This window comes from Caballeronia calidae (genome assembly GCF_900044055.2).
Classification (GTDB): Bacteria; Pseudomonadota; Gammaproteobacteria; order Burkholderiales; family Burkholderiaceae; genus Caballeronia; species Caballeronia calidae.
In genome coordinates, this window is record NZ_FCOX02000002.1 from 355,139 (window position 1) to 366,931 (window position 11,793).

General features: G+C 62.5%; 11 protein-coding genes. 5 read left to right on the forward strand and 6 right to left on the reverse strand.

What is annotated here, in order from left to right; all coding sequences use genetic code 11:
• Positions 1–39 precede the first annotated feature (39 nt).
• On the reverse strand, positions 40–1,170 hold the full coding sequence (locus tag AWB78_RS03775; protein ID WP_062602359.1) for an acyltransferase family protein: 1,131 nt from the start codon (positions 1,168–1,170) through the stop codon (positions 40–42).
• 245 nt (positions 1,171–1,415) lie between these two features.
• Between AWB78_RS03775 and AWB78_RS03780 the strand changes: the two genes are divergently transcribed.
• Positions 1,416–2,528 (forward strand): acyltransferase family protein, encoded by a 1,113-nt coding sequence (locus tag AWB78_RS03780; protein ID WP_062602362.1) that lies wholly within the window; start codon positions 1,416–1,418, stop codon positions 2,526–2,528.
• Between the two features lie 38 nt (positions 2,529–2,566).
• Here the strand turns inward: AWB78_RS03780 and AWB78_RS03785 are convergent, their stop codons facing one another.
• A complete protein-coding gene (locus AWB78_RS03785; RefSeq protein ID WP_062602363.1) occupies positions 2,567–3,283 on the reverse strand; it encodes a DUF899 family protein in 717 nt (238 codons plus the stop codon).
• A 22-nt stretch (positions 3,284–3,305) separates the two neighbouring features.
• The gene (locus AWB78_RS03790) at positions 3,306–3,965 is read right to left on the reverse strand and encodes a glutathione S-transferase family protein (protein ID WP_062602365.1); all 660 of its coding nucleotides are present in this window, start codon (positions 3,963–3,965) and stop codon (positions 3,306–3,308) included.
• 233 nt (positions 3,966–4,198) lie between these two features.
• Here AWB78_RS03790 and AWB78_RS03795 point away from each other — a divergent pair, with 233 nt between their 5' ends.
• Together AWB78_RS03795 and AWB78_RS03800 are read left to right on the forward strand one after the other, a co-directional pair.
• Complete coding sequence (locus AWB78_RS03795; RefSeq protein ID WP_062602367.1) at positions 4,199–4,714, forward strand: response regulator; 516 nt, start codon at positions 4,199–4,201, stop codon at positions 4,712–4,714.
• Positions 4,715–5,144: 430 nt separating this feature from the next.
• Entirely contained in the window at positions 5,145–5,816 is a 672-nt protein-coding gene (locus tag AWB78_RS03800; RefSeq protein WP_157697403.1) for a hypothetical protein, read from the forward strand.
• 42 nt (positions 5,817–5,858) lie between these two features.
• Here the strand turns inward: AWB78_RS03800 and AWB78_RS03805 are convergent, their stop codons facing one another.
• Together AWB78_RS03805 and AWB78_RS03810 are read right to left on the reverse strand one after the other, a co-directional pair.
• Positions 5,859–6,326 carry a YybH family protein gene (locus AWB78_RS03805; protein WP_232477600.1) on the reverse strand — a complete coding sequence of 156 codons (468 nt, stop codon included), beginning with the start codon at positions 6,324–6,326 and terminating at the stop codon, positions 5,859–5,861.
• 281 nt (positions 6,327–6,607) lie between these two features.
• A complete protein-coding gene (locus AWB78_RS03810) occupies positions 6,608–7,633 on the reverse strand; it encodes an SDR family oxidoreductase (RefSeq protein WP_062602371.1) in 1,026 nt (341 codons plus the stop codon).
• Positions 7,634–7,733: 100 nt separating this feature from the next.
• Here AWB78_RS03810 and AWB78_RS03815 point away from each other — a divergent pair, with 100 nt between their 5' ends.
• The gene (locus AWB78_RS03815; RefSeq protein WP_062602373.1) at positions 7,734–8,696 is read left to right on the forward strand and encodes an AraC family transcriptional regulator; all 963 of its coding nucleotides are present in this window, start codon (positions 7,734–7,736) and stop codon (positions 8,694–8,696) included.
• A gap of 486 nt (positions 8,697–9,182) precedes the next feature.
• Positions 9,183–10,301: a sensor histidine kinase gene (locus AWB78_RS03820; protein ID WP_062602375.1), complete on the forward strand. Its 1,119-nt coding sequence runs from the start codon at positions 9,183–9,185 to the stop codon at positions 10,299–10,301.
• On the opposite strand, the gene AWB78_RS03825 is transcribed toward AWB78_RS03820, so the two are convergent.
• Complete coding sequence (locus AWB78_RS03825; protein WP_074173375.1) at positions 10,294–11,319, reverse strand: chemotaxis protein CheB; 1,026 nt, start codon at positions 11,317–11,319, stop codon at positions 10,294–10,296. The two genes, AWB78_RS03820 and AWB78_RS03825, sit on opposite strands and share 8 nt — an antisense overlap.
• Positions 11,320–11,793 lie beyond the last annotated feature (474 nt).

Genomic DNA, 11,793 nt, shown 5'->3' on the forward strand with positions numbered 1-11,793 from the left:
TCGCCCGATACTTAGGAGTTCTTTCGCTAACGCACGCGGCTAGCGGGAAAGCGCGCTCGGGCTCGCCTCGGAGGATTCGGTTTTGCGCGTGAAGCGGCGGTTCTTCAGGCGCAGGATCGGCTCTTCGATGAAGCGCCATGACAGCTTCGCAAGCGTCAGCGTCAATACGAACGATGCAATCGCGCTCAACGCATGCGCCCACCACGGAATGCCGGACGCGCCGAACATCGCGATTATCCTGTTGCTCTTGGTGAAGTTCGGAATGAAGCCGTGGTAAAGATAAAAGCCATAGCTGATTCTGCCGAGCGCGGCGAGCGGTGCCCATTCCAGCACGCGGATCAATGCCGCGCTTTCGCCGCTGGCGATCGAACACACGAGCGCCATAATGGACGCGCCATAAAGCACGTACAGCGCAGTGAAGCGCAGCGGGCTCGCGATCGCTTCCCACGCCGGCTCCACGCTGCATAGCATCGCGACGCATATCACGAGCGCGAGCGCGACGGGAAGCGGCTTGACGCAACGCCTGAATGCGGCGCCCCGCCGAAGCAGCGCGCCGCCTATTCCACCCAGCGCAAGCAGCCAGAAATTGGTGAGCGGATGCGTGTATATCACGATCGCGGGCGCATGCACGGCCTTCATCCCTATGAGCGCAGCAATGCCCATCATGCAGAGTGCGCAGCAAATGGGAACGTGCCATTTCGCGCGCACGGCAAGCAGAAGCGGCGCAAACACGAGGTAGAACTGTTCCTCGATCGACAGGCTCCATAAATGGGAATAGCGCCCGGGCCAGTGATGCAGCACGTCCGCGATCCAGAAGTTAGACAGATAGGCGAAATGAAACGGCACGCCGGCCAATACGTCGTGGCCCGCGAAGCCGATCGCTATCATCAGCGCGAGCGTGGCGAGCAGCAGATAGTAGATCGGGAAGATTCGCAGCGTGCGCCGGTAAAGAAAGCGCTTGAGTTCGGCGGCGAAAGAACTCGTACCGGCATCTATATAACGCCGCTGTGACGTCAGTATGTCAGTGATGAGAAAACCACTGAGCGCAAAGAAGATCCATACGCCGAGGTGTCCCAGGCCGCTACCCTCCGCCATCGCCTTGTGATGGAGGAAGACCAGCAGGACGGCAAGCGCGCGCAGGCCGTCGAATCCGCGAATTCTATCGTTCATGAGGCGCGTCGCCGATGCGGTGAAGCGCAGCCTAAGGCCGCACGATGTCGGCTCATCATATAAGGCGAGAAAAGGAAAAAAATCCTTTGGCGATTTCGCTCGCCTTTATTGGTGCGCCAAGTCATGGGCGCAAGAAATATTTCCTAACAACCCAAATTATTTATTGCCAATTTTTTTTAGCCGATGCTTGGTCCTCAAGCGCGGCGACGGCATGCCGTCCTCGACTCACATCGAGAGGACTCTTCATGAAGCATCATGTGCGGGAACTGACCGGCTTGCGCTGTGTCGCGGTGATGATGGTCGTCATCGGGCATGCGCAACACATGATCGACGGCGGCTATGCGGGCTTCCTCATGCCCTTGCGACTGATATCGGATGGGCGACTCGGCGTGCTCATCTTCTTCGTGCTGAGCGGCTATCTGATCACCGGCATCCTGAACGCCGAATGGAAAGCGAGCGGCTCCATTCGGCTGCTTCCGTTCTATGCAAAGCGCGCGCTGAGAATATGGCCCGCGTTCTATAGCTATCTCGGGATCGTCGCGCTGCTGTCGTTCGCCGGTCTCGTCGATGTCGATCATCGGCAGATTGCGGTGGCGGCACTGCATCTCTGGAATTATTCGGCCATCGCGGGTATGGCCTCGTTGAATGCAGTGCACACGGACGGTGCATGGTATCTCGGCCACTTCTGGACGCTCGCGCTCGAAGAACAGTTCTATTGGTTCTGGCCGCCGGTGCTCTTTTATATCCTCAAACGTGGCGATCAGCGCACGCTCGTCGCGTTGATCCTGCTCGTGCCGCTCGTGAGGATCGCGACTTATTTCGCCGCGCCTGGCCTGCGCGGGCAATTGAGTATGATGCTGCACACAGGTATCGATCCGATTCTGATCGGCTGTTTCGTCGCGCTGAACAAGGATGCGCTCAAGGCGCGGGTCGACGCGCTGCCGTGGGGACCGTTGATTCCGTCCGCGATGGTCCTCCTTCTGCTCTTCGCCATGCCGCCCTTGCAGGCGAAGCTCGGCGGACTCTGGCGCGCAACCTACGGCACGACGATCGAATCGGCGATGGTCGGCTTCGTCATCGTCGTGCTGGTTTCGCGGAAGGACTTCTGGTTTTCGCGCCTTTTGCGCACGGCGCCTTTCGTTTATATCGGCACGATCTCGTTCAGTCTCTACCTTTGGCAACAGTTGTTCAGCAACATGCATTCGCCGGTAGCGTACCGCTTTCCGATCTGCGTGCTCGCCGCGCTCGCGGCCGCGACCGCGAGCTACTACCTGATCGAAGCGCCGTTCGTGCGCATCAAGGACCGCTTCGGCGCGCGCCGCCGCAGGCTCGCCGATGCGTCGATGCAGGCGGAATAGATCACGCCGCGCGCATCGCCGCAAGGCACTGCCCGCGATCAGGTCCGTGGACCGTAATCGAGCTTCGGATACCAGTCCGTCCCGCGTCCCTCGGGCGTCATATCGAGCACGGTCCAAAGCGGCATCGGATCCGGCGCGCCGCGCGGATCTTCGCCGGCATCGGCGGTAGCGAAGTCCATCTCGCCGCTCCAGAAATGACGGATCACGCCATCGCGACGCGTGAACACATTGAGCGCGGGCTCGTCGCCGCCTTCCTTGGAAATCGCGTGATAGTCGCGGCTGAAGTTGCCGTTGGTATCGGAAAAGAGCCTGAGGTCGCGCCAGCCGCGCTCCTTCTTGAACGCGACGAGCTTCGCGAGCGGCGAGCGCGCGATCACCGCGAGCGCCACGCGCTGCTCGATATCGCGCGCCTCACCTTCCCATGCCGAAAGCAGCGACGTGCACATCGGACAAGGCCGTTCGCGCTGCGGCCCGAACATATAGCTATATGTGACGAGGGTGTCCTTGTCGCCGAAAAGTCCCGCGACATCGACCGGACCGCGCTCGCCTTCGAAGCGGTAATCGCCCGTTACTTCTCCGCCGGGCGGCAGTGCGCGACGCAACTGCGCAACCCGTTCGATATGCCGCCGCAATTCGATCTCCTCCGCCAGCAGTTCGGTCCGCGCGCGACGATACTCGGCGCTCTCGTTGGGAAACCGCATCGTGGCGCGCTTCGCGAGTTCATCGGCGGGAACGTGATTCGTGACTGTGCTCATCTTCGATCTCCTGGTCAGCCACTCAATCGCGATCCGGCGCGCCGAGCGGAAACAATGGCCGATACGGCCGCGCTTCATCGACCGCGCGCGCGAACGAAGGCCGCGCGAGCAGGCGCTTGCGATACGCGATCACGTTCGGATACGCACCGCCGATGCGATGCGACCAGTCCGCATAGAAGAGGAACGGCGCGGCGCCGCAGTCGGCGAGGCTGAACGTGTCGCCCGCCGCCCATTCCCGCGTGGCCATCAGACGTTCGAGGAACGCGTAGGACGTGTCGAGCATCGCGCGGGCATCGGCGACACCGCGTGCATCGCGCTCGGCCGGATCGCGCATGGCATCGAACACGATCTTCTGCTGCGGCGTCGACATGTAGTTGTCGAAGAAACGATCCATCCAGCGCGTTTCGAGCGCGGCGCGCGGATCGTCGGGTATGAGGCGCACCGGTCCAGGGTGATGCAGTCCCAGATATTCGATGATCACCGTCGATTCGATCACGGGCCTGCCGTCGTCGACGAGCACGGGGAAACGCTTCATCGGCCATATTTCGGCGAGCTCGCGCATCGATTGCGGCGTCTCGGGCGTGAGCGCGCGCCATTCGAAAGGCGTGCCGTTTTCATACAGTGCGACGAGGACTTTCTGGCAATACGAGGAAAACGGGTGCGCGTACAGTTGCAAGGTCATCTGAGAGCCTCCGGTTTTCGAGCGGGTTCAGGAGCGCGGCGGGCCGGTAGCCGGCCGATTCTCAGCGCCGCATATTGCCTCGACGATCGGAACGCCTGTCATTCGACACGAAATCCAACATTTTTTGTTGTGCGGCGCAGCGTGGGAGCGGCCGATTTGCTAACGTGCACGGTCCGAGGCATTGGCAGGCAGGGCGGCCTTCCTCAATTGTCCGTCGAGTCCGGCCGAAGAGCATGATGCACGAATACAAAATAAGGATCGTCGTCGCGGACGATCGTCCCGTGGTCCTTTACGGGCTGCAAAGCTGGTTCGAGTCACACGAGCGCTTCCAGGTCACGGCCTGCGTCAGAAACGCCGATCAACTATTCGCGCGGCTGAAAGCGGCGACCTATGACCTGATCGTGGTGGGTTGCGGCATGGAAGCTCCCGGCGCGAAGGATTTCGCGTTCATGCGCGCGCTGCGGCAAGCGTTCCCCGACACGCCCGTCGTCGCCTTCACAGAGGAAACCGGCGCACCCTCGCTCGCCGCGCTGCAGCGCTCGGGCGTGTCGGGTATCGCGAGCACGCGCGATGAAGCGCGCGCCTTCGAGCGCGTATGCGAACGCGTGCTCTCCGGCGCAAAAAATGTCCTCTCACCGCGCATTGCGGCGTGGCTCGGCACGCTTGAAGCGCTCATTTCCGCCGTCGATGCGAGCCCCGACTATGGCGCCACGCGCATACGGATCAGGCAATTCATCACGCCGGCCTGAACACGGCGCCATCCGCGGCGGGTCCTTGGGATAGCGCGACGTGACTCTTCACCTTTGGAAGCCCGAGGTCCTGCCCGTCCTCGAAGCCCTTCTCGCATGAGCGTTGATCGAACGCCCTCTTCCGTTCCTCTCGTCAGGGCAACAGGTCGAAGGCAAACGCGGTGTACCGGACGGGAACCGCGAGGCGACCGATCCGAGGGCCTCGTTCAGCATGGCATCTCGAATCGACCAAAGGCCTGAAGCCTGCAGGGGAGACCATCATCGCGTCTCCCCGATCCGGGCAGCGTATGCGCCTGGCGCTCCAGCTTGGCTCCGGTTTGTTCTTTGCCTTGCCCTGGATAACCACCTACTATTTTGGGAACCACGAATACCCCGATGTCGGTGCGGAGTAAGTGCTGCGCCTGCATGTGAAACACTAGAGGGGACGTCAATGTCTGCCGAACCCGAAAAATTCCATGTCGGCATGATCGACTTCTTCTCGATCATACTGCCAGGCGCCATTCTGGCGTTTCATCTGCGGGTGCCGGCCCAGCAATACATCGCGCCAGCGTTCTATCCTGCACCACAATCCGACGCTGAAGGCTGGGTGATCTTCCTGGTCGCGTCCTACGTCCTTGGTCACTTCGTTTTCGTGGCGGGCTCCCAGCTGGATCGCTATTACGATCGACTGCGCGAGAAGTTCGTCCCGCTGGGAACGGATCCTCCGCTGAAGATTGCGGGTGAAATCAGAAAGGCTTGCCTTCCCTACGACCACGCCATCAATACTTTTCAGTGGGCGAAGTGCCGGCTTGCACTCACTCATCCAAATGCGCTCGCCCATGTGAATCGCTTCGAGGCGGATTCCAAGTTTTTCCGGAGCTTATTCGTTATCTTGATTATTTTGTGCGCTTCATTTTTTCATACCGGCGCCATCTTGCCCGCACTCGCATGCCTGGTGCTGGCCGGACTCTCCCTATACCGCTATGGCGAGCAGCGCTTCAAGAGCACTCGACAGGCCTATTGGTACCTGATTACATTGCATGCCGAACTCGATAAACCTTGTTGTGAACAGCGGCCCAAACCCGACACTAAACGGCGTGGCCTGTTATGTTGGTGGGAGTAGGTGAGGAAGTTATCTCTTGCCTCGATAGACACTGTGGCGCGCTCATTTCTTCGGCGCGGGCGAGTTCGTCGTCCAGATATCGCGATACAGCTTCCATTGTCCGTTCGCGCGCTTCCAGATGACGATGTAATCGCCCGCGTCATAGACCTTGCCGCCTTCGCCCGGAACCGACCATTTGCCTACCTCGTACGCGGAGTCACCGCGCGCCTCGACTTCGACTGAGGTCAGCTTGACCGATTTGAGCCCCGAGTCGATCGCTGCCTGCCAGAAACGCGTGATCGCCGCGCGTCCGCTGACGACGTGATCGTTGGCCGGCAGAAGTTTGGCGTTCTCGGCGTACGTGGCCGCGACACCGGGCGCATCCCCGCGCGAGACCGCCTGCTCGAAGCGCTTGTTGACCGCTTCGATCGCCGAGCGCGCGCCTCCCTGCGCAAATGCGGCAGTGCAGGACATCGCGAGCAGTGAGCACAGTGCGACGCTTAAGCGAGCGCGCGGGAAAATCCGCTGCATAAGGCCTCCTTGCCGATCGGACAGGCCGGCGACGGGTAAGCACGCCAATGCCGCTTCGCCATGCGGCTGGCACGATCTCCACAGGGACTACCGATGTAATCTAGGCGAGCCGGCGCACCGATTCAAGCGGCGGTCGCGATGTGTCCACTCTGCGCTGAGCACAATCCGCCCGTGCAGCACTACGTATTGCTCGCACTGCCCCAGCCTCTATCGATGCCGACCAAGCATGCGCCCGGAGCGTTGGTCAGCATCGCGAGCGGAATGCCGCTCGCGATGCGTTTTTACGCTTGCCCGTCGATCAAGCCGAGCCTTAGGAAACTCTCCGCGCTCGCGATGATGGCTTCTTCGCTCGAACGCGGCCGCCAGCCCAGCAGGCGGATGGCCTTGGCGCTCGTCGCGTTCATGTCGATGCCGAGCAAGGGCGCGACCGACTTCATGCCGGGATGCCTGCGAACTTCCTCGTCCGGCCAGACGCTGGTCGGCACCTTGCCCGCCACCGCGCCGAGCCTGTCGCGCAGCACTCTTGCGACCTCGATCATCGGCAGGCTAGCGCCCGCCGTCGCGAGAAACCGCTCGCCGTTGGCGGAGGGATCGGTCATGGCCAGCAGGTGCAGATCGGCGACGTCGCGGACATCGACGAAACACGAGTTGATGTTGACGCATCCGGGCTGCCCATCCAGCAGGCTTTTGATGATCCGCGTCGAATGCGAGAAATCCGCGCCCAGCACCGGGCCGAGGACTGCCACGGGGTTGACCGCCGACAGTTCGAGCCCGCCGCCCTCGCGCTCGATGAAGTCCCATGCGGCCCGCTCCGACAGCGTCTTCGACTTCTGATACGGCGCGACATCGGCCGTCAGGTCGCTCCAGTCCGTTTCATCGAAGGGACGCCGGTATTCGGGCGGATGTCCCACGCCGATCGCCCCGAACGCGGACGTCAGCACCACCCGCCTGACACCCGCATCGCGCGCGGCGCGCAGCACGCGCAGATTGCCTTCGACGGCGGGTCGGACCCAGTCGTCTTCGGTGACCTGATCGCCCGATGGCGTGGGCGATGCGCCGTGCATGACGTACACGCAGCCCGACATCGCGTCGCGCCAGTGCGCGTCGTCCGACAGATCGGCCTCGACGAACGAAAGACGCTCGTCCGCCACGTTCCCGCCGACCCGCAGTTGCGCGCGCACGTCCTGTTCACGCGCAAGCGAGCGAACCGTCGTCCGCACGCGATAGCCGCGCTCGAGCAGAGTCAGAATGCAATGCTGCGCAATGAAGCCTGTACCCCCGGTCACCAAAACTAATTCGCCGCTCATGAGATCGATCCTTCCGCGTGTTTGAGTGCGGCCAGATTAACGGCTCGCGCCCGTACGCAGAATGCTTGAAAGTGCGGCTTAGTTGCGCAATAGTACGAAAATGAACGTCGATCCCTTGTCCGACATCCTCAGGCTGACCTGCGCCCAGTCCCTCATGACAGGCGGCTTTTCCGCAGGCGGCCCGTGGGCGATCCGCTTTCCGGCGCCCACCAGGATCAAGTTCTTTGCCATTGTGCGCGGCCATTGCTGGGTCAGCATCGAGGGCGAAGCCGAACCCATCCGCTTCGCCGAAGGCGATGTGGGGCTGATGACCATGCCGCGGCCGTTCGTCGTGTCGAGCGAGCCGGGTCTCGTTCCGGTCGATGCAATGAGCCTTTTTTCGGGTGCAGGAAAGTCGCCCGTGCTGATCGGCGACGGACGGGATTTCGCGTATATCGGCGGACACGTTCTGCTGGATGCCGCGAGCGGCCCGCTGCTCGCGAACGTCCTTCCGCCGTGGATCAGGATCGATGCGTCGCGTACACAAGCCACCGCGTTCCGGTGGCTGCTCACCGAACTCGTCGCGGAGCGCGCCGATACACAGCCCGGCGCGCAGCTAGCGACGGCGCATCTGGCGCAACTGCTGTTCATCCAGATTCTGCGCGCGCACATGGAGACCGACGCGGTGCTGTCCGCCGGCTGGTTCCGCGCGATGAGCGACCGGCGTCTCGCACCCGCTCTGGCCTCGATGCACGGTGAACCCGCGCGCAACTGGCGCCTCGAAGAGCTCGCCGACGCCTGCGCGATGTCGCGCACCACCTTCGCGCTGCGCTTCAGGACCACGGCGGGCGTGCCCGCTCTGACCTATCTCGCCGAGTGGCGCATGCGTCTCGCGGAGCGCGCGTTGCGGGATGGCGTGACACCAGTGGCGGTCATCGCGGAATCAATCGGTTATGCGTCGGAAAGCGCGTTAAGCAACGCGTTCAAGCGATCAACCGGACGCTCGCCGAGGGAATATCGCAACGCGGTGCGCTCATGCAGTGCGCGCGACGACATACTGGACGCCGAGCATGCATTGGCGTGATCGCGCTCGGTGGAGATGCAAACGCAACTCCATCCCGATCCCGCCAATGATCTGCCACTGATGGCAGTGCTCGACAAACCATTCGACGCTGCCCTATCTCTTTCGAACCGCAGACCTGCACGATGCTCATCTCGGCTCACGTCATGCCGGAAGATCGCGCGATACCGGGTGTTCCTGCCACCCTGCGAAAAGCGTTCAACGCGCGGCAAGCGCTCTATCTCGCACTTCATCAGGTGAAGTTCAAACCCGCAACGTCATTTGCGCCAAGCTGCGGGACAATCACGCGACGTTGAAACGTTCGTCGGCAACGGACCCTGAGCGGACGTTGTCTTTCTCTGGCTGGTTGCCCTAGAACAGACATCGGCGCAACATTCGACTGAGCGTCTCCCTGGCACCGACCCTATGGCAGGGGTGGACACGGCTCTTGGCGACCTGAATGAACTGCGCAGCAGTGATTCAGTGAATCGACATTGACTGGGAAAGCGAATGGAAAGCACCGATGGCTCCCTGCCGGACTTTCAAGCTCTTTTTCAGGCGGGCCCCGATCCGTACCTCGTCGTGGATCGCGACTTTCGCATCGTTGCGGTCGCCGATGCGTACCTGAAGGCGACGATGACGCGTCGGCAGGACATCCTGGGTCGTCACATGTTCGACGTCTTTCCGGACAACCCGGACGAGATCGACGCGACCGGAGTGAGCAATCTCAGGGCCTCGTTCGCGCAAGTGCTGCGCAGCGGCGTGGCCCACTTCATGGCCGTGCAGAAGTACGACATCCGCGAGCCGAGCGACACCGGCTCGGGGAGCATCTTTGCGGAGCATTATTGGCAGCCCGCCAATTTCCCGGTGCTCGACGATCGCGCACGCGTGCGCTACATCATCCATCGCGTCGTCGACGTCACCGAGCTCCACCGGCTGAAGAATTCGAGCCGGGACGTCCAGGAACGCCTGGAGCGCGACCTGTACTTGCGCGCACGAGAGATCGAACACGGCAACGAGCTGCTGCGCGAATCGCTCCTGCAGAAGGAGACGCTGCTGCGCGAGATCCATCATCGCGTGAAGAACAACCTGCAAGTCATCGCCGCGTTGCTCCGATTGCAGGCCCAGCACGTTACGGACCAGGCCGCGCAGACCGCACTCTCGGAGATGGACGGGCGCATCCGCGCCATTGCCGACATCCACCAGACGCTCTATAGCTCCTTTGATCTCGCGCGTGTCGACATGTCGGAGTTCGCCACCCAGCTCGCGAAGAACCTCCTGGCCGTGTACGGGGTCGACCGGGAGCGGGTGCGCCTGCAGCTGGAGATTGCATCGTCGAGCCTGGACATCGGGCTGGCAGTGCCATGCGGGCTGATACTGAACGAGTTGATCAGCAATGCCCTGAAGCACGCCTTTCCGATCGGCCGCAGAGGCACCGTCGTTGCAACGCTCGACGAGCATGCGGAGTTGCTGAGCGTGTCCGACGACGGCGTCGGCCTTGGCGGGGGACCGGCGAAGGTCACCCTGGGCATGCAACTGGTGCACCTGCTCGCGGAACAGATCGGAGCACAAGTTCGCGTCGAGTCGGAGCGCGGAACGCGGGTCACCGTGACACGCGCCGCTACGTGATCTGTTCCCGGTCGCGCCGTTCGAGCGCCAGTTGCAGCGCGACGTGCACTTCAGCAGCCTCATAGGGCTTCATCACGTATCCGTAGGCGTTGGTGCGCTTGATGCTCGCGAGCGTTTCGGCATCCGCGTAGGCGGTCAGGTAGACGACGGGAATCTGCAACCGCTCCCAGATCAGCGACGCGGCCTGCGTTCCGTCCATCGCACCGGAAAGGCGGATGTCCATCAGGATCACGCCGGAAAGGGTTCGCCCGGCCGCTTCGACCGCCGCCTCGCCCGTCAGGACCGACGCGCAGACGTCGTAGTGCAGCGCGTGAAGATCGTTCTCGAGGCTCTTCGCGACGATGCGCTCATCTTCGACGATCATCACCCGCGCCTGGAAATCGCCGGCCACCGGAGGCGCGCGGCGCGGGCGGGTGGCGAAGTCCAGCACCAACTCCGCAATGTCGGCCAACCGCGCCGTGTAGTCCACGGGGACTGTCTCGCGGACGCGCGTTGGCAGCTCCGGTGAGTAGGCCTCGGCCGGGTCCTGGACGACGATGAGGCCGCCTCGACGCCAGATCTCCCACGACCCCGCGACACCGTCCTCCATCGTGCCAGTGAGCACGACGCCGACGACGCGCCGCCCGTAGGCGACGGCCGCCGATCGAAACAGGGCGTTAATCGAGGGACGGTGGTAGCTTTCGCGCGGGCTCGGCTGCACGACGACGCGGCCCCGCTCCAGTGTCATGTTCGCGTCGGCCGGCGCGACGTAGACCCGGCCGGTACCGACCAACTCGCCGTCTGCCGCGAAGCTCACCGGCAAGCGACTGCGTCGCCCGATCAGGCCGTCAAGCTCCCCAGGGGACCCCGCTCCCAGGTGTTGGACGACAAAGAACGCGGCGGGAATCCCCGCAGGAAAGTGCGAGAAGAACTCCGGCAGCGACGTGACGCCACCCCGAGAGGAACCGACCACGACGATGTCGCGAGCGCGAAGAGGTTTCGAGGCATCGGGGGTCGGCTCGGCGTCCGCTGAATTCATGAGGTGAGCCCTGTAGGCGCGTCGTGCGGTTCACGTACACGCGACGCCATCATGTCATGGTGTTCATTGCGGGTCAGGCTAGCCGGACCTCCAGGCGACGTTTTCTCCAAACGTGCCAGGTACGCCCTGAATATTGCAAGCGTTGCCTTCATGGTCTCCGGTAGCTCCCTGGCTGGACCTATCAAAGCGCCATTCGCGTCCATGCGAGCTATCCCTGCAGACTGCTCGTCGACCAAGCGAGAGCCGCCGCGAGTTCGTGCGATCAGCGCTAAGGCACCGTAAATTGTCGCACCTCTCGGATCCAATAGGGGATGGAGGACCAAAGTTCTGTCCAATCGGGCGTCTGATTGCGGGCATCTGAATGCAGAATCGGCGATGGTTGCGAACGTCAGCTTTTGGCCCAGACCGTGTCAAAACGCACAGCCACTCGAATTGACAAAGCGCTTTCTCGGCGCAAGTCGCGTCTTTCGTTGC